Genomic DNA, 18,585 nt, shown 5'->3' with positions numbered 1-18,585 from the left:
GATTCGGCTGCCACTTTGCCGCCTGGTGGTACGGTTCACCCATCCTTTTGGGTGCTGCCGGGCGGTATGTCGATCAAATTTCGGGATGTCGGTCTACTTCAGGATGGCTGGATTATTGGATGACAGGCGGATCTGATGGCTAGGCAAGCACGCGCGGAGATCACCCGCGACTCCGTCCTTGCTGGCGCTGCCGATGTCTTTCTCCGTTTGGGCTACGCCAACGCGAGCCTCAGCGAAATCATCGCGCAGTCCAATGTGACCAAGGGCGCCTTGTACTTTCACTTCGGCTCCAAGGAGGAGCTGGCCAGGGCGGTGGTCGATCAGGGCAACGAGCGACTGATCGGATCCTGCCAGGGCTTCTTCGATTCCCGGGTGCCCGCATTGGAAGCCGGCATCGGGATCACCTACGTGGTGGCCGATCTATCGATGAACGATCCGATGGTGGGGGCGATGCTCAAGCTCACCCATCAGATCGGTGACTATCGCGGCGCGCAGGGTGACAACATCGCCAAGACCTGGGGTGAGACCTACCGGCTGCTGTCGGAGCGGGCCATCGCCCAGGGCGATCTGATCGCTGATCTCGATCCCGATGTGGTCGGCGTGCTGCTGCAGGAACTGACCGCGGGCGTGCACATCGTCGCGGTCGGCACCGAGTCGATGGATCAGATGGCGGCGCGGATGGAGCGGGCCTGGTACTTCCTGCTGCCCTCGCTGGTGCCGCCGGAGAAGCTCTCGTACTTCCGGGAGTTCGCCGCGCGCAGGCTGCGTCGCTACGTCGTCTAGTTCACACGCTGCGGTCGGTGGCGAGCACCGCCCGCACATCGGCGTCGGCCCCGGTCGGCGTGATCCGGACTTCGTCGCGGCCGAACGCGTGCAGTAGCAGCTCCGACGGCGTGCCGGTGAGTACCACCTCGACGCCTTCGCCACGACGCGCCGTGATCGTGGCCCCCTGTGGCGTCGCGAGGACGACCGGGACCGGCGACTTGCGGTAGGCCGCACGGGCGACGGTGCGCAGGGTGGACCACAGCCGGTCTTCGTCGCGCGCCGCCAATTGCCTTGGCTCCCAGCCCGGTTCGGACCTGCGGACGTCTTCGTGGTGGACGAACATCTCGCTGAGATTGGCCACCGCGTCGACCGGGCGCAGCGGCGACCACCACGGCGGGCCGGTGCGGACCAGCTCGAGCAGCTCGGCGAACGGCCGCTGCGCGATCTGCGCCTGCTTCGCGTCGAGGTATCCGGCCATCGGACGGAAGACGATGCCGATCGACGCGTCGGGCCTGCGTTCCCGGACCACCAGGTGGGCCGCGAGGTCGTGCACCGTCCAGGTGCCGCACAGGGTAGGCGCGGCAGGGCCCGCCTCGGTCATCGTTTCCACGAGGGCGTGGCGTTCACGTCGAGCCAGACTCACGCCTCGACCCTACGCGGGTCCGGACGTCAACCGGGCTGCACGGGGCCTGTCGGACCCGATGACTAGACTTCGAGACGGCCACCTCGCCCATCCGAACTGCGCAATCAGGAGCGAACAATGTCCTCCCTTCGTCCTCCGCTCGCCGGTCTGGCCGAGGCGGTCGCGGGTGACGCCGCGCTGCGAACGGTCACCGACCTGGTCGGCAAATCCGGGGTGGAATTGGTCGCACCATCGGCCGTACGGCCGTTCGTCGCCGCGACGATCGCCGACCAGCGCCCCCTGGTGGTGGTGACCGCGACCGGTCGGGAAGCCGACGATCTGACCGTGGAACTCACCGAGATGCTCGGCCCCTCGGTAGCCATGTTCCCGTCCTGGGAGACCCTGCCGCACGAACGTCTCTCGCCCGGCCCCGACACCGTGGGCCGCAGGCTCGAGGTGCTGCGCAGGCTGGCCCACCCCGAAGACCCGGTGTACCCCGATCCGCTCCGGGTCGTGGTCACCACGGTGCGATCGCTGATGCAGCCGATGACCGCGGGCCTCGGCGATATCGAGCCGGTGGTGCTGCGCGTCGGCAGCGAGTTCGATTTCGACGAATTGCTCGCTCGCCTGGTCGAATTCGCGTACACCCGCGTCGATATGGTCGGCAAGCGCGGCGAGTTCGCGGTGCGCGGCGGCATCCTCGATCTGTTCGCGCCGACCGCGGATCATCCGGTGCGCGTGGAGTTCTGGGGCGACGAGGTCACCGAGATCCGGCCGTTCTCGGTCGCCGATCAGCGCTCGATCGGCGAGAGCACCGTCGAGCTGGCGGTCGCGCCGCCGTGCCGTGAGCTGCTGCTCACCACGCCGGTGCGCGAACGCGCCGCCGCGGTCGCCGCCGACAACGAGGCCGACGCCTCCCTGGTCGAGATGCTGGACAAGATCGCCGAGGGCATCCCCGTCGACGGCATGGAGGCCCTGCTGCCGGTCCTCGCGCCGGGCAAGCTCAGCCTGCTCACCGAGGCACTGCCCGCGGGCACCCAACTGCTGCTGTGCGACCCGGAGAAGATCCGCACCCGGGCGGCCGATCTCGTGCGCACCGGCGAGGAATTCCTCGAAGCGTCATGGACCGCTGCCTCTTTCGGTAGCGACGCACCGCTGGGCGCCAACGGCCTCGACCTGGCCGCCTCCGGTTACCGCGGCCTGCCCGAATTGCACACCAGCGCAGATGAACTCGGCCTGCCGTGGTGGACGCTGAGCCCGCTCAGCTCCGGCGACCCGATCGAGGTGAACCTGCCGGTGGCCGCCGGGCCCACCGCCCGCGGGTCCGAGGAACTGGTCGCCACCATCTTCGCGTCGCTGCGCGCGCACGTCGCCACCGGCGGCCGCGCGGTGGTCGTGGTCACCGGCCACGGCACCGCGCAACGAGTGCTGGAACGGCTCGGTGAGGCAGACGTGCCCGCCGCGCTGCTGCCCGCCGGTGCGGTACCGGAGCCGGGTGTGGTCGGTGTGCTGTGTGGTTCGCTGCACGACGGCCTGATCTTCGACGACGCCGGTCTGGTGGTCGTCGCCGAATCCGACCTCACCGGCAACCGGGTCACCGCGCCCACGGAGGGCAAGCGGCTGCCCGCCAAGCGCCGCAACCAGGTCGACCCGCTCGCCCTCACCTCGGGCGACATGGTGGTGCACGACCAGCACGGCATCGGCCGGTTCGTCGAGATGATCGAGCGCACCATCGGCGGCGCGCGGCGCGAGTACCTGGTCATCGAGTACGCGCCGAGCAAGCGCGGCCAGCCCGGCGACCGGCTGTTCGTGCCCATGGAATCCCTCGACCAGCTCTCCCGCTACGTCGGTGGCGAACTGCCGAGCCTGTCCAAGCTCGGCGGCTCCGACTGGGCCAACACGAAACGTAAGGCGCGCAAGGCCGTTCGCGAGATCGCGGGCGAGCTGGTGCAGCTCTACGCCGCGCGTCAGGCCGCGCCAGGCCACGCCTTCGCCCCGGATACGCCATGGCAGCAGGAGATGGAGGACGCGTTCGCGTTCACCGAGACCGTCGACCAGATGACCGCCATCACCGACGTGAAGTCGGACATGGAGAAGGCGGTGCCGATGGACCGCGTGGTCTGCGGCGATGTGGGCTACGGCAAGACCGAGATCGCCGTGCGCGCCGCGTTCAAGGCGGTGCAGGACGGCAAGCAGGTCGCCGTGCTCGTGCCGACCACGCTGCTCGCCCAGCAGCATCTGCAGACCTTCACCGAACGCGTCGCGGGTTTCCCGGTGACGGTGAAGGGCCTGTCCCGGTTCACCGATGCCTCCGATTCCAAGGAGATCATGGCCGGGCTGGCCGACGGCTCGGTCGACATCGTGGTGGGCACCCACCGGCTGCTGCAGACCGGCGTGCGCTGGAAGGACCTCGGCCTGGTGGTGGTCGACGAGGAGCAGCGTTTCGGCGTGGAGCACAAGGAACACATCAAGGCGCTGCGCACCCACGTCGACGTGCTCACCATGTCGGCCACCCCGATCCCGCGCACCCTGGAGATGAGCCTGGCGGGCATTCGCGAGATGTCGACCATTCTCACCCCGCCCGAGGAGCGGCACCCGGTGCTCACCTATGTGGGCGCCTACAACGACAAACAGGTCACCGCCGCCATCCGCCGCGAGCTGATGCGCGACGGGCAGGTCTTCTACGTGCACAACCGGGTGTCCTCGATCGACAAGGCCGCCAAGAAGATCCGTGATCTGGTGCCCGAGGCGCGGGTGGTGGTGGCGCACGGTCAGATGAACGAGGATCAGCTCGAGAAGACCGTGCAGGGATTCTGGGAGCGCGAATACGACGTGCTCGTCTGCACCACGATCATCGAGACCGGTCTCGACATCTCCAACGCGAACACGTTGCTAGTGGAACGTGCCGACTCGCTCGGCCTTTCGCAGCTGCACCAGTTGCGTGGGCGCGTCGGTCGTTCCCGTGAGCGCGGCTACGCGTACTTCCTGTATCCGCCGGAGAAGCCGCTCACCGAGACCGCCTACGACCGCCTGGCCACCATCGCGCAGAACTCCGATCTCGGTGCGGGTATGGCCGTGGCGATGAAGGACCTCGAGATCCGTGGCGCGGGCAATGTGCTCGGCGCCGAGCAGTCCGGTCACGTCGCCGGCGTCGGCTTCGATCTGTATGTGCGGCTGGTCGGCGAGGCGGTGGAGGCCTACCGGGCGGCGGCCGACGGCAAGCCGATCGTCACCGAGGAGAACAAGGAGGTGCGCATCGACCTGCCCGTCGACGCGCACATCCCGCCCGACTACATCGCCAGCGACCGCCTGCGGCTCGAGGCGTACCGCAAACTCGCCTCCGCCCAGGACGATACGGCCCTGGTGGCGGTCATCGAAGAGCTCGTCGACCGCTACGGCCCGCTGCCGGTGGAGGTCGGGCGACTGGTGGCGGTGGCCAAGCTGCGCCTACTCGCGCGCGAGTACGACGTGTCCGAGATCGTGGTCACCGGTGCTTCGCTCAAGATCGCCCCGCTGAATCTTCCCGACTCCAAACAACTTCGGCTCAAGCGGATCTACCCGTCGGCCAACTATCGCCCGGCGAGTGGTCTGATCACCCTGCCGCTGCCGCGGATCACCGACAGCGTCGGCGCCGACCGGGTGCGTGACGTGGCAGTGCTGCAGTTCGTCGCCGATCTGCTGCTGGTGCTCGACGGCAAACCCCAGGGAATGGTGGATCTTTCGGTGCCGACGGAAGCCGCGGCGTCCCGATGAGCCAGGAGACCTCACAGGAGCAAGCTGACACCGCGGTCGTGGCCGCGGGACTGTCCGACGCCGTCGACGTGATGGACCGCCTCTGGCATTTCGGCGGCTGGGAACGCACCCAGACCCACGACTCGCTGCGCCCCTACCTGCTCGAGGAGACCTACGAACTCCTCGACGCCATCCAGGCAGGCGATGCCGAAACCATCAAGGAAGAACTCGGCGACCTCCTGCTGCAAGTCCTCTTCCACTCCCGAATCGCCGAGCACGCGGGCGAATTCACCGTCGAAGACGTCGCGGCGACGCTGGTCGACAAGCTTGTCCACCGCAGCCCCTACCTCACCGACGCCGACTTCTCGTCGGGGACCTCGGTAGCCGACAAGATCGCGGCGCAGGAAAAGGCTTGGGAGGAGCGCAAATCCGCGGAGAAGTCCCGTCGCTCCTGCCTGGACGGCATTGCGATGGCCCAACCCGCCCTCGCCCTCGCCGAGAAGATCCGCACCCGCAGCGCCACCGCGGGCCTGCCCGCCGACCTCGTGCCGGACACCCTGCGCGTGGTCGAGCTCGGCGGCCCCGACTCGGCCGAGGAACGCCTCCGCAAGGCTTCCGTCGACTTCGCCACCGCGATCCGGGCCGCCGAGGACGCCGCCGAGGCCGAACGAGGCACCCGGTCGCCGCTCACCGCGCACGACTGGCGCACCTTCTGGCAGCGCTGAGCATCACCTGCCGATGCGTGGTCACCCGCGGTCCAAGCCGTCAGTTACCGTTGAGCTAACGGCGTTTCGTGGGTCCGGTGCACGGCGCCGGCATCTGAGACGTTGCTGAGATCTTGTGGACAATCATGCGCGCGCCAGCGAGCAAGGGCCACACCGCTTTAGAATCGAAGCAGCTCGTCGTTCGCGGCGGGGCAGGAGACCGGCGATCGTCGAGGTGAGGTTGATGGGTACAGAGGTAGATCCGGCAAGTCAGGACGTGATGAACGACCACCCTGAGCTGGACGTGTTGCCGGTATGGCCGCAGGAGACCATCGCGGTGCTCGTGACCACCGATCCGTCGCCGCACGCGATCCCCGTCTCCTGGCCGGTGCGGGCGGGTGACCGGCGGATTCTCATCAGTTTGAAGTCCGATCGTGGGTCGCTGGCGCGGTTGCGGGAGCAGCCGGAGGTGGCGTTGCTGATTCTGGGCGGCGGCAATGTGGCGTTGTGTGCGCGAGGACGGGCGAAGGTCATCGCCGAGCAGATGCCGTCGGCGCAGGACTACACCGCGGTGCAGCTGGACGTGGACGTGATCGACGACCACCGGCAGTCCGCGTTCGCCGTCGACCGTGGCATCCAGCGCACCGTGCTCGACGCCACCGAATTGCGGGCCCTCGAGGGTCGGGTCGAGACCCTGCGAACCTGGGCCGACGCCGGGTCCGCGACGTAAGTTCTTCTACGGCACACCATCTGGACAGAAGGGTTTTCATGAGCGTCACACTCGCCAAGGGCGGCAATGTCTCGCTGTCGAAGCAGACCGACAACCTCACCAAGGTGGCGGTCGGTCTCGGCTGGGACGTGCGCACCACCACCGGTGCCGACCACGACCTGGACGCCAGCGCGCTGGCCACCGGTACGAACTTGAAGGTGCTCTCGGACCAGCACTTCATCTTCTACAACAACCTGCGCTCGCCGGAAGGCACCATCGAGCACACCGGTGACAACCTGACCGGCGAGGGCGACGGCGACGACGAGGTCATCAATGTCGACCTGGCCGCCACGCCGCCGACGATCACCAACATCTTCTTCCCGGTCTCGATCCACGACGCCCAGGCCCGCGGCCAGTCGTTCGGCCAGATCCGCAACGCCTACATCCGCGTCACCGACGCGAACACCGGCGTGGAGCTGGCCCGCTACGACCTGTCCGAGGACGCGTCCACCGAGACCGCGATGGTGTTCGGCGAGCTCTACCGCCACAACAACGAGTGGAAGTTCCGCGCTGTCGGCCAGGGTTACGCCTCCGGCCTGGCGGGCATCGCTCGCGACTACGGCGTGAATCTCTGACGAACCACGACATGAAGGCGGGCGACTATGTGTCGCCCGCCTTTGTTGTGCTCGCTGTCATCGTGATTGGGTGACCGGCACCCGTCGTGGCGGGACCACGCTGGCCTGATCGAGCAGCGCGAAGTACTTGCGCAGCATCAGTACGGCGGTGGTGGCCAGGCCGGCCGTCAAGCCCCACCAGACCCCCGCCGCGCCGAGGTGCAGCGGGAAGGCGAGCAGGAGCGCTGAGGGCAGCCCCACGCCCCAGTAGCCGACCAGCGACAGCCGGAAGCCCGCGGAGGTCTCCTTCAGGCCGCGCAGCAGCCCGGTGCCGATGTTCTGGGCGGCGTCGAAGAACTGCAGCACGATGCCGATGAGCAGCAGGGTGTGTGCGATGGCGACCGTGTCGGTGTCGGTGGCATCGAGGAACGGCGCCAGCACGATGTCCGGGGCGAGCACGTAGACGACCCCGGTGACGATCGCGATCACCGCGGCCATCCGCAACGCCAACCAGGCCAGCGCTCGCGCGTGGCCGAACTCCTCGCGCGCGACATCATGGCTGACCAGGATCGACGCACCGTGGGACAGCCCGATCGCCGTCTGGAACACGATGTAGATGATCTGGTAGACGACACTGTGCGCGGCCAGCGCGGCGGGCCCGAAACTGCCCATCACCAGCGCGAGCACCGAGAACATGCCCGCTTCCGAACCGTAGGTGAGCGCGATCGGCGTGCCGAGGCGCAGTTCCTCGCGCACGGTCGCCCAGCGCACCGGCCACGGTGTCGACGGCAGCGTGCGACCGAGTTGTTCGTCGTGGCGCACCATCGCCCAGAACACCCCGAAGGTGATCAGGAAGACCAGCGAGGTCGCGATGCCGACCCCCGTCAGACCCATGGCCGGCATGCCTGCCCAGCCGTGGATGAAGGCCAGCGCGAGCACCAGGTTCAAGGCCACCGAACCGAGCGTGACGAGCAGCAACGCCTGTGGACGCTGCATGCCCACGGTGTACTGCCGCAGCACCTGGAACCACAGGCACGGCAGCAAACCGGGCGCGAGCGCGATCATCATCGGCCTGGCCAGCTCGAGCACCGCCGCGTCCTGACCCAGCCACGGCAACACCCAGCCGAGCCCGATCAGCAGCGCCCCACCGAGTAGTCCGGCGAGAGTCGCGATGACGAACGCGGCCCGCACCACCGCACGTACTTCGCCGTCGGCCGAATCGCCTCGCTTACCGGCCGCGCCGAGCGCACCGGCGATCTGATTCCCGGTGCCGGTGATCAGCCCGACGCACATGGTGCGGATCTGGTTGAACAGCACCAGTGCCAGCCCGCCCGCGGCGACCTCGCGCACGCCGAGCGTGCCCATCAGCGCGAGATTGGTCGTCGAGACCGCGATCTGCGCGAGCTGGGTGAGCGCGATCGGCGTCGCCAGCCTGGCCAGCGCGCTGCTATCGGTCGCCGTGCCGTTCACCCACCCGCTCCGGGTTTCGTCTCGCGCGCGATCGCGCTCACCTAGACCTCCATCAATTCGTCCTGGTGCCGCAGCGGTGAATAGCGGCGCAGCAGCGTGGTCACTTCCGCTTCGGCGGCGGGATCGAGCAGCTCTCGGGCGCTCATCCAGTCGTCGTCGAACACGGTATCGAGATATTTCTCGCCACCGTCACACACGATCGTTACCACGGTGGACCCGGCCGGAAACTCCTCCAGCCGTGCCAAGGCATTGTGCACCGAGCCGCCCGCCGAGCCGCCGATCAACAGCCCGTGTGTCCTGGCGACGGCACGAGTGGTGGCGAAGGCATCGACATCGCTCACCTTCACGCCCTCGTCGAGCAGTGCGTAGTCGACGGCGGTGCCGATGGTCGCGCCGGGCGGGGTGCCGGTGCCCGACTGCCAATACGGTCCGCCCTCGCCGCCGAAGGCGATGGATCCGACCGGCTCGATCCCGATCACCCGGGCGGGCAGACCGAGGTCGCGCAGGCGGGTGGCGGTGCCGAACAGTGAGCCGCCGGTGCCGACCGCCGAGATCAGGATGTCGACCCGCTCGACGTCGGCCAGCAATTCCTCGGCGACGGCGTAGTAGCCGACGGCGTTGGCGTCGTTGTTGTGCTGCTCGGTGAAGTACGCGTCGTCGCGGGCGGCCGCCATCGCCTCGGCGAGGTCTTCGCGGGCCGAGGTGGCCAGCTCGTCGTCACCGTCGTCGGCGACGAACACCAGGTCGGTGCCCATGGCTCGCATCGCGCGCAATTTGTCCTTACAGGCGTGGTTGTCGACCACGGCGGTGAATCGATAGCCACGTTCGGCCGCGACCACCGCCAAGCCGAGTCCGGTGTTACCTGACGTCGACTCGATGATATGCCCGCCATCGCGCAGCAAACCCCGCTGCTCCGCGTCGAGCACCATCGAACGGGCCATTCTGATCTTGGCGGCGCCGGTCGGATTGAACTGTTCGAGCTTGAGCAGCAGCCGGGTGCCGGTGTCGGTGACGGCGAGTTCGAACAGGGGGGTGCGGCCGATCAGGTCCGTCACGCGCGTGACGAGAGCCATGGGGTGTTCCTCCATCGGATCGATATCTCGGGTGGATCAGCGGGCTGTGCTGTCCAGACTCCAGCGCGGTCGGTCGGCGCCTGCGCGCAGCACCACCTTGGGCGGGAGGGGGAGTTCGTGGAAGGGGGATTCGTTGGAATCCATCTGATACCCGGCGGTGTTCGGGTAGACGAGCAGGTCGCCGGTTCGTGCGCGGCGGGGGAGCGGGATGCGCCGTCTGCTCAGCAGGTCGGACTCCAGACAGGTGGTGGCGCCGACGCAGGTGGGGGTGAGATGGCCGGGGCGTTGCGGCCACAGCACGGGATCGGGGAGATATTCGCTGTCGAACCACTGTTCGGACAGGCTGAGGCTGGTGCCGTCGACGGTGAGGATGTCATACGGGTTGCCCTGTGCGGTGCGGGTTTTCACTCCTTGAACTCGAAACACGGAGCTGCCCGCGCGGTCGAGTAGCGCCCGTCCCGGCTCGACAGCGAGCCGTATTCCGTTGTCGCGCAGCAGTCCGGCGAGATCGTTGTGGGCGAGAATGGCCACGAGCATCGCCGCGCCGGGAACCGGGAAGTGGTACGGGTAGTAGTCGCCGGGTGGACGCGAGTGGAACCAGTTGTCGCTGAGGGTGTTCCGGAACTCGGCCCACGCCGCCGCATCGAGATAGTCGACGCCGAAGCCGCCGCCGATCGAGATCGTGTCCGCGAGATGACCGTTCGCCCTGGCGCGCCTGCAGTGCCCGACCAGCGCGGACGATTGCTCGGCACGGGCGACGGCGTCATAGCCGGACAGGTGGAAACTGAAGCCCGACAGCGTGATCGGGGCGCCGATGGCTTGGATCGCCTGCTCGAGTTCCATGCGATCGAGCCCGAACCGGCTGGTCGAACCTTCTGGCAGCACCCGGAGCAGCACCCGCACCGGCGTATCCAGCGCGGCGAGCCGGTCGAGTTCATCGAGGGCATCGATGGCGATGAGCGCTCGATGCCGAGCGGCCAGCCACAGCAACTCATCGGACTTCGCGGGCCCGGTGACCATCAGATCCTCGCCCCGCACCCCTTGCCCCAGTGCCGCGATCAGCTCGCCGGTGCTGGCGACATCGATCCCCGCGTCGTTGTCCGCGCAGGCCCGAGCCACACACGCCGCCTTGTTCGCCTTCTTCCCGAAGTAGACGAACCCGTCGACACCCGCCTCGGCGAAAGCCGATTGAAAAGCCTTGATATTCACCGAAACCCGCTCGGGGAACAGCACGTGAAACGGTCCACCGACCGCATCGGCGATATCCCCGAGCAGGACGGGATCGGCGAGTAACCGCTGTTCTGCCGCATCGGTGTAGGCGGGCATCGGCGGTGCGCAGTGACCAGGTCCAGCGGCGGTTGATGAACCGGATTCACGGTCGACGCAGTCCGCGATGTGCGGCGGGCCCGGCGGTAGCCGCTCGTCCGGCCGCCGCGCGGGCACTGGGGTGCTGACCCCGGACTGCTCGCCCGTCAGTCCCACAACGGCACCTCCGTGCCGCGCCCTTCGGCGATCGCCCTGGCGGCCAGCGCGTGCGCGACCGCGATATCGGTGAGCACCAGTCCGCTGTTGTAGACGAAGATCTTCTCGTCCTCATTGCGGCGGGCCACGGCGCTGCGGGTGAGTACCTGCGGCAGCTCGGCGTCTACCGAACGCAGCGTCCCGTCCGGTCCGACCATGTCGGTGCCCGTGAGCGCCATCTGCGCCGCGCTGGTGGCGACCACCCGATCGGCGTCGACCAGCGTCGACGGCGCCAGCCCGTAGCCGACCAGGACCACCACCGAACCCGGTGCCAGATGCGAGGATTCGAGTGCCACCTCGGTGCCGGGTCCGGCCGTGGCCAGCACCACATCGGCGGACGCCGCTGCCGCGTGCGGGTCGTCGACCACGTCGAGCAGCGCGTGGGGCGCCGCGTCGGCCAGGTGCGAATGCACGGCGGCCAGCCCCTCGGGATGCGTGCCGTACACCATCAGCTTGCGCAGCTGTGGATTCGCGGCGAGCAAGTGCGGCAACGCATTACGTCCCTGCGTGCCGGTGCCGATGAGCAGCACACTCTCCGCCCCGCGCCGCGCCGTCTCGCGCACCAGCAGTGCCGACACGGCCGGCGTGCGTAACGCGCCGACCCGCGCGCAGTCCATCATCGCGATGGGGGCGCCGGTGGTGTCGTCGTAGAGGGTGATGGTCGTGTAGTACCGCTTGGTGCTGCGATCGTGACCTGGATCGAATTTGTAGGAGGTCTTCATGGCCACCACGCGCCGCCGCCCGTCGCGGCCGAGCATGGCGTAGGACACCGAGGAGCCGCCGGGGTCGGCGACGCTCAGTTTGCGCGGATTGTCGGATTCGCCCGCCGCGAAGGCGAGGTAGGCCTCCTCGACGGCACGCACCACTTCGGCGGGGCTGATCGGCACGTCGGCCAGGTCGCTGCGGGAAAGTACCCGCAGCCCGATGCCACGGTCACGGTTGTTCAACGGATCCTCGTTCATCTGCAATGCCCCGCTCTGCTGTCCGATCAGCGGCCGCCCGGAACGGCGCGACCACTTGCTGGCCATACCCATTCTCGGACGACTCCTGCGCGCGCCGAGCGCGTTCGGGCAGCCGGATGTTGATGCGCTTGAGCCAGCGGTCGGTGCCGTCGTAGCGCGCGCGGAACGGAACGCGCCCGTGCACGGCGACATCGTTGTCCACCAGCAGGATCTCGCCGGGGGCCAGCGCGGGGGCGTGACTGACCCTGGCGAGTTCGGCGGTGAGCCTGGCGTAGGCGGCGCGGAAGACCGCGTCCGCATCATCGATCGGGGTGTAAGCGGGATCGTAACGTGCAGTGACAGAGCCGGTTTCGTCGAGCCACAGCGTCGGCAACGGTGCGAGCTGATCGAAACCGGTGCCGTAGGAGACGTCGGGCAGGATCGGCAGCGTCGGGGTGGTGAGCGTGCGCAGATCGTCGTCGGACAGGTGTACTTCGCGCACCGAGGAGACCGTGGTGGCGACCCGGTCGGGGTTGCGCAGGCAGGTCAGCATGAGCAGGTTCGCGCGCTGAGCATGGAAGGCGTCCTCGGTATGCGGGCTGAGCAGGGTGGAACTGCTCGCGCCCGACTGTTCGTCCTCGTGGCCCGCAGCGGGCACGATGTTGTTGACCAGTCTGCCGTTCTGCTGCCCCTGCCAGCCGAAAGGCTCGCCGACGCAACGCCCGAGCAGCAACATCGTGATATCCAGTTCGAGTGAACCGCCGTCCGCGTGCTCGGCCGCGGCCTGCCAATGCGCAGGCGTCGGACCGAAATCGGCGTCGTCGACGGGCAGCCCGCGCACCACGGTCGCACCGGCCGCGGTAGCGGGCGGTCGAACAGCGTGGCGCACGCTGTCGGGCAGTTCGCCGGCGCGCTCGGTGATCTGGGCGATCAGCGCGGGGTCGTGGAGGGTAGCGGTGTGTGATGCGTCACCTAATCGGTGGCGGATCTCGGCCGCGAGCGATCGCAGCGCCGTCGCGGCGCCGGGATCGAGCTCGCGATATTCGATGTCGTGCTGGTGAATCGTCAGACGTTCGGGGAGAACGCTTTTCACCGGTTTCCCTTCTTCGCATCGGTCGAAAGCGGGTGATCTTCGGGCACGATGTGCGAAGGTAGTGCCTACTATCTGATTAGGCAAGACTTACCTAACGTATCGGCGAGGGAAATAGCCGATCCATATAACGTAGCTTTCTACCCGAGTTGCCGAAGTGAGCGCTGACCGGGGTGTCGCGGGTCGCTGCGGTTCGGTGACGGTGGATGTGAAGCTCCCCACGTCGGGCAGCTTTTAGGCTAGCCTCGCCTAGTTTGCGGTGTCGGAAAAGGGGTTTCGGCGCACGCGGTTCGAGGAGGCAACACGATGAGTTTCACTCGCAGGCAGCTCTTCCAGTCCGGCATCGGCGTCACCGCACTACTACTGGCGGCAGCGTGCACCAGCGATGATCGGTCCGCCACCGCGCAACGCGGCGGCACCCTGCGGGTCGGGGCGCTCGGCACCCCCGCCCGCAGCGAACGCGATCCGCACGCCAACCTCAGCAATGACAGCGACTTCCTCATCGCCTCGCTCGTCTACGACGCGCTCACCGTTCCCGGCGCGGACCCGACCGTCGCCCCGCGCCTGGCCTCGCGCTGGGAGCCCAGCGACGACAACCGCCGCTGGACGTTCACCATCGCCGACGGCGCGACCTTCCATAATGGTGCACCGGTGACCGCCGACGACGTGGTGTGGTCGATGCGGCGCCTGCGCTCGGTCGGTGGTGCCTCGAAGATGCCGGTGGCCGAGAACGACATCGTCGCCGACGGACCGAACCGTGTCGTGTTCACGGTGCCCGCACCCAATACCCAACTGCCACTGCTGCTTCGGCTGATGACATTCACTGTGCCGAAGGACACAGCCGACTTCACCGCCGCGATCGGCACCGGCCCGTTCCGGCTCGAGTCCTATCAGGGCGGCAACGCCAGGCTGGTGCGCAACGAGCGCTGGCACGGCACCCCGCCGCTGCTCGACGCCATCGAGGTGACGATGTTCGACAGCGTCACCGCGCTGGGTAACGCGGCGCTGGGTGGGCAGATCGACCTCGCCTCCAACGTGGGCGCGATCGCCGGGCGCACCGCCGCGGGGCGTGGTGATCTGCAGGTCATCCGGCGTGCCAACGACACCATGCTCGGTGTGGCCATGCGGGCCGCCGATGGCCCGTTCGCCGATGCCAGGGTGCGCGCGGCGCTGCGTCTCGGCATCGACCGGACCGCACTGGTCAACCAGGTGCACTCCGGCTACGGCACCGTCGCCGCCGACGTTCTCGGCACCGCCGACCCGCTCTACGACACCGCGCTGCGCCGTGACCGCGATGTCGAGCGTGCGAAAACCCTCCTGCGCGAAGCCGGTTTCGACACCGGTCGCAGCTACCCGTTCGTGACCAAGGCCGAAGTACCCGGCGAGGTCGAATCGGCGAAGGTGATCGCCTCCCAGCTCGCCGAGATCGGCGTCCGGCTCGACGTGCAGGTGGCGGAATCGGCCGCGTTCTACGACCGGACCTGGCTCAACGCACCGCTGTACACGGTGTCGTGGGGGACCAACGACTCGGTGGTGTTCCTGGCCGACAAGCTGATGACCTCCGGCTCCAACCGCAACGAAACCGCGTTCCGCGACCCGGAATTCGACGCCGCCGATGCCAAGGCGCTGGCCGCGTCCGGCGACGAGTACACGCGTGCCGTGCGTGAACTACAGCGCATCGAGTTCGAGCGCGGCGGCTATCTGGTGTGGGGCATGGCCGATGGTGTCGACATCGCCGCTGCGACGGTGCGTGACCTGCCGACGCTCGGTGGGTTCGCGCGCGTGCAGCTGGAACGCGCCTGGTTGGCGTGAACGCACTGAAGGCCGGTGCCGTGAAAACCTTTGCCCTGCCGATGTTGCGGCGGATCGCGCTCCTGATGACATTGCTGGCGGTCGTGTTCGTCGCGGTGGATCTGCTGCCGGGGAACGCGGCACGTTCGGCGCTCGGCAGGGAGGCGGACCCGGCCGAGCTCGCGGCGAAAGAGCACGAACTCGGTCTGGATCGCGCGCTGCCGGTGCAGTTCCTGGACTGGATCTCCGGGGTGCTCACCGGGGATTTCGGGCAGACCGCGCGGGGGAACTCGATCGGCGCGCTGCTGGCCGATAAGTTCCCGCAGACCCTGTTGCTCGGTGGGATCGCCTTGCTGCTGACCATCGCGTTGTCTCTCGGGCTCGGCTGCTGGTGGGCGATGCGTCCGACCGCGCTCGGATCGCGAATTCTGCAGCCCGTCAGCACCGTTGCGGTGGCGGTACCCGAATTCGTCGGCGGCACCTTGCTGATCCTGGTGTTCTCCCTGGCCACCGGGTGGCTCCCGGCGGTGACCATCACCGGCCGTTCCGGGTTTCCCCTCGGTCCCGAGATGCTGGTGCTGCCGGTGTTGGCGTTGGCGATTCCGCAGATCGGCTGGAACGCCCGCGTCGTGCGCTCGGCCCTGCTCGATGTGGCTGCTGCGCCACACGTGGAAAGTGCTGTGCTGGAAGGGCTTCCGACCCGCACGATTCTGCTCCGCCACATGTTGCCGTTCGCCGCGCCGACCATTGTTGCCGGGTACGCGACCTCGGTCGGCATGCTCTTCGGCGGCGCGCTGGTGGTCGAGACGCTCTTCAACTACCCCGGTGTCGGTGCTGTTCTCGCCGGGTCCGTCGCCGACCGGGACGCCACCATGGTCGCCGCGGTGGTCGCCCTGACGGCGATCGTCATCATGGTCCTGCTCGCCGTCGCCGACGTCGTCCGGGCATGGGCGTCGCGGAGTGCGCGATGAATATGTCGGGAGGTCGAGGAGTGCCGCGGATGTCCGGCCGGTGCGCGGCGTGGTGGCGGTACTCGGTGGCGGCCGGTGTGGGGCTCGTTGTGCTGCTCGCGGTGGCGGGTCCGCTCTTCGCGCCCTATCCGGGCGAGAAGGCGGTGGGGATGCCGTTCGCGCAGCCGGGTGGGGGAGCGCTGCTCGGGACCGATCGGCTGGGCCGGGATGTGCTCAGCCATCTGCTCACCGGCGGCACCCACCTGCTGGCGGTTTCCGCGGTGATCGCGGTGGCGGTGACAGTGCTGTCGGCCGTCCTAGGCGCTGTCGCCGCCGTGCGCCCGCGGGCGGGCAAGGTCATCGAACTCTGCGGCGATCTGGTCATCCTGCTCCCCGCGGTCCTCGGCATCCTGCTCGTGCTCACCGCGTGGCCCCAGGGTGGGGTCACCGCGCTGATCGCGGTATCGCTGCTCTTCGGAGTTCCCTACTGCGCCAGGATCTTCGCCGCCTCCGCCGCGACCATCGCTGCCTCCGGCTACGTCGAAGCCGCCGTCGCGAGCGGAGAATCCCTGTCCCATCTCGTCTTCTGTGAGATCCTCCCCAACCTCCGCGCCGTCTTCACCACCCAGCTCGGCCTGCGCTTCGTCGTCGCCATCTACCTCGTCAGCACCATCGCCTTCCTCGGCGTCTCGGCGCTGGGCCCCGACAATTGGGCGATCATGGTCCGCGACAACGCGTCCGGGCTTCTGCTGAACCCCTGGGCTGTCCTGGCGCCGAGTGCTGCTATCGCCATCGTGGCGGTCGGTGTGAACCTGGTGGTGACCAGTGGTCCCAGGAATCGCCGAACCCCGAAAACCGCATCGGACGCTGTCCGCGCGGTCGGGGTCGCGGAGGCCGTAGCCGAGATGGGCTCGGGGAGCGCACTCGACGCCGGGAGCGTGGCAGGTTCCGGGCGGTCGGGGGGATGTGGGATTTCGGTGGTGGATTCCGGGGACGCGGCGGTAATCGCCGGGTTGAGCGTTGTCGCCGACAGTGGGGCGGTGTTGTTGGCGCCGTTGTCGTTCCGGCTGGCAGCGGGCACGGTCACCGCGTTCACAGGTGCGTCGGGCGCGGGTAAGTCGACGGCGATGCGTGCGCTGCTCGGGCATCTACCTCCCGGCGCACGCGGGCAGGGCGCGGTGCATGTCGGGGGACATGACGTGTTCGCGCTCGACGCCGCCGGACTGCGCAGATTTCGCCGCGAGCACATCGCCTATGTCGGCCAGGATCCCGGCTCGGAACTCAACCCACTACTGCGCGTCCGAGCGGTCCTGGCCGACGCGGCCCCCGGCAGCTCCGACGCCGATCGCCTGGCCGTCCTCGAACGAGTGGGCCTCGACCCCACCCACCTCCGCCGCCGCTGCGCCCGCCTCTCCGGCGGCCAGCAACGCCGGGTAGCCCTGGCACGAGCCATCCTCCGCCGCCCTCGAATCCTCGTCCTCGACGAACCCCTCGCGGGCCTGCACGGCACCCTCCGCACCGAAATTGCCCAGCTGATATCCGCCCTCGCCACCGAGAACTCCACTACCGTCCTGCTCTCAGGCCACGACACCGAGGCGATCAACGCCATCGCCGACACCGTGATCGAACTCCGCCCACCGGGTGCGGGGCCGGTAGATATCACCGCCGTAGAGGCCGATTCAGCGGGAGAAGTACAGCTGCCCAAGGGGCGCTCGGGGCGGACCGGCCGCCAACAGGTCGATCCGTCGGGCGAGGGTCCGGCAGGTCGCAATGGGCGTCGGGTGCTGAATCCTGACCCCGCCGGGACCGCAGCTCCGGCAGATCTGTCGGGTAACGGCGAGATAATCGCCGTGCGCGCCGAGGGAATCAACGCGGTCGCGGGCGGCCACACGGTGCTCGAGAACATCGGTTTCAGCGTGTCCGAAGGTGCTGCCCTCGCTGTCGTGGGGCCTTCCGGAGCTGGGAAGACCACGCTCGCGCGGGTGATCGCGGGTTTGCACGCCGATGCCGTCGGATCGCTGGATGTCGGTGGTGTGCGGGTTCCGGTGGGGAGCAGGCGGCGAATCAAGGTCGGTGCCAACGGTATTCAGCTCGTCACCCAGAACCCTCGCGCGGCGTTGAACCCACGACGCACCGTCGAGCAGACCCTGACACGCCCTTTGCGCCGCATCGCGCGAGTCCCCAGACCCGAACTACGCCCCCGCGTCACCGCCCTACTCGCCGCCGTCGACCTCCCCGCCGACCTCGCCGCCCGCCGCCCCCATCAACTCTCCGGCGGCCAACGTCAACGAGTTGCCCTGGCCCGCGCCCTCGCCGCCGACCCAGCGGTCCTGATCTGCGACGAGATCACCACCGCCCTCGACGCCGACACCGCCGCCGCCATCATGTCCCTGCTCGACCGCCTCCGCACCGACCACGGCACCGCGGTCATCCTGATCAGCCACGACATGACCCTGGTCCGCGGCCACTGCACCGACCTCCTCGTCCTCGATCACGGCCGCATAGTCGAATCAGGAACCCCGGCAACCGTTCTCGCCGCACCAGCCCACCAGGCGACCGCCGACCTTCTCGGCTGATGCCCTGCGCAGCGCAGGCGGCGCCGA

14 protein-coding genes are annotated in these 18,585 nt (G+C 68.4%); 8 read left to right on the top strand and 6 right to left on the bottom strand.

Annotated features, from left to right (window positions below; translation table 11 throughout):
• Window positions 1–135: 135 nt before the first annotated feature.
• Window positions 136–783 (top strand): TetR family transcriptional regulator, encoded by a 648-nt coding sequence (locus tag ACFWPK_RS24830; protein ID WP_378919550.1) that lies wholly within the window; start codon window positions 136–138, stop codon window positions 781–783.
• A 1-nt stretch (window position 784) separates the two neighbouring features.
• Here the strand turns inward: ACFWPK_RS24830 and ACFWPK_RS24825 are convergent, their stop codons facing one another.
• Window positions 785–1,408 (bottom strand): TIGR03085 family metal-binding protein, encoded by a 624-nt coding sequence (locus tag ACFWPK_RS24825; protein WP_378919548.1) that lies wholly within the window; start codon window positions 1,406–1,408, stop codon window positions 785–787.
• Window positions 1,409–1,525: 117 nt separating this feature from the next.
• On the opposite strand from ACFWPK_RS24825, the gene mfd reads away from it, so the two are divergent.
• The 4 genes from mfd to ACFWPK_RS24805 all read left to right on the top strand — a co-directional run bounded on the left by mfd (window position 1,526) and on the right by ACFWPK_RS24805 (window position 7,167).
• Window positions 1,526–5,140, top strand: coding sequence for a transcription-repair coupling factor (gene mfd / locus ACFWPK_RS24820; protein ID WP_378919546.1), 3,615 nt, complete (start codon window positions 1,526–1,528; stop codon window positions 5,138–5,140).
• Window positions 5,137–5,844: a MazG family protein gene (locus tag ACFWPK_RS24815; protein WP_378919544.1), complete on the top strand. Its 708-nt coding sequence runs from the start codon at window positions 5,137–5,139 to the stop codon at window positions 5,842–5,844. Before mfd ends, ACFWPK_RS24815 begins: the two co-directional genes overlap by 4 nt.
• 223 nt (window positions 5,845–6,067) lie before the next feature.
• Window positions 6,068–6,553, top strand: a complete 486-nt coding sequence (locus ACFWPK_RS24810; protein WP_378919542.1) for a hypothetical protein — start codon at window positions 6,068–6,070, stop codon at window positions 6,551–6,553.
• Between the two features lie 38 nt (window positions 6,554–6,591).
• Window positions 6,592–7,167 carry a TerD family protein gene (locus tag ACFWPK_RS24805; RefSeq protein ID WP_378919540.1) on the top strand — a complete coding sequence of 192 codons (576 nt, stop codon included), beginning with the start codon at window positions 6,592–6,594 and terminating at the stop codon, window positions 7,165–7,167.
• Window positions 7,168–7,224: 57 nt separating this feature from the next.
• On the opposite strand, the gene ACFWPK_RS24800 is transcribed toward ACFWPK_RS24805, so the two are convergent.
• The 5 genes from ACFWPK_RS24800 to ACFWPK_RS24780 are packed head-to-tail and all read right to left on the bottom strand — an operon-like array spanning window position 7,225 to window position 13,244.
• Complete coding sequence (locus ACFWPK_RS24800; RefSeq protein ID WP_378919538.1) at window positions 7,225–8,616, bottom strand: MATE family efflux transporter; 1,392 nt, start codon at window positions 8,614–8,616, stop codon at window positions 7,225–7,227.
• Window positions 8,617–8,657: 41 nt separating this feature from the next.
• On the bottom strand, window positions 8,658–9,689 hold the full coding sequence (locus ACFWPK_RS24795; protein WP_378919536.1) for a PLP-dependent cysteine synthase family protein: 1,032 nt from the start codon (window positions 9,687–9,689) through the stop codon (window positions 8,658–8,660).
• 36 nt (window positions 9,690–9,725) lie between these two features.
• A complete protein-coding gene (locus ACFWPK_RS24790; protein WP_378919534.1) occupies window positions 9,726–11,171 on the bottom strand; it encodes a Y4yA family PLP-dependent enzyme in 1,446 nt (481 codons plus the stop codon).
• Entirely contained in the window at window positions 11,162–12,172 is a 1,011-nt protein-coding gene (locus tag ACFWPK_RS24785) for an ornithine cyclodeaminase family protein (protein ID WP_378919532.1), read from the bottom strand. Before ACFWPK_RS24785 ends, ACFWPK_RS24790 begins: the two co-directional genes overlap by 10 nt.
• On the bottom strand, window positions 12,144–13,244 hold the full coding sequence (locus ACFWPK_RS24780; protein WP_378919530.1) for a TauD/TfdA family dioxygenase: 1,101 nt from the start codon (window positions 13,242–13,244) through the stop codon (window positions 12,144–12,146). Before ACFWPK_RS24780 ends, ACFWPK_RS24785 begins: the two co-directional genes overlap by 29 nt.
• Window positions 13,245–13,547: 303 nt before the next feature.
• Between ACFWPK_RS24780 and ACFWPK_RS24775 the strand changes: the two genes are divergently transcribed.
• The 3 genes from ACFWPK_RS24775 to ACFWPK_RS24765 are packed head-to-tail and all read left to right on the top strand — an operon-like array spanning window position 13,548 to window position 18,558.
• Complete coding sequence (locus ACFWPK_RS24775) at window positions 13,548–15,053, top strand: ABC transporter substrate-binding protein (RefSeq protein ID WP_378919528.1); 1,506 nt, start codon at window positions 13,548–13,550, stop codon at window positions 15,051–15,053.
• Window positions 15,050–16,003: an ABC transporter permease gene (locus tag ACFWPK_RS24770; RefSeq protein ID WP_378919526.1), complete on the top strand. Its 954-nt coding sequence runs from the start codon at window positions 15,050–15,052 to the stop codon at window positions 16,001–16,003. Before ACFWPK_RS24775 ends, ACFWPK_RS24770 begins: the two co-directional genes overlap by 4 nt.
• A 29-nt stretch (window positions 16,004–16,032) precedes the next feature.
• Window positions 16,033–18,558, top strand: a complete 2,526-nt coding sequence (locus tag ACFWPK_RS24765; protein ID WP_378919524.1) for an ATP-binding cassette domain-containing protein — start codon at window positions 16,033–16,035, stop codon at window positions 18,556–18,558.
• Window positions 18,559–18,585: the final 27 nt, after the last annotated feature.

The sequence above is a fragment of the Nocardia sp. NPDC058519 genome (assembly GCF_042719755.1).
Classification (GTDB): domain Bacteria; phylum Actinomycetota; class Actinomycetes; order Mycobacteriales; family Mycobacteriaceae; genus Nocardia.
The sequence above is the reverse complement of the archived record's forward strand: the minus strand, read 5'-3'. Positions and strand labels throughout refer to the sequence as shown.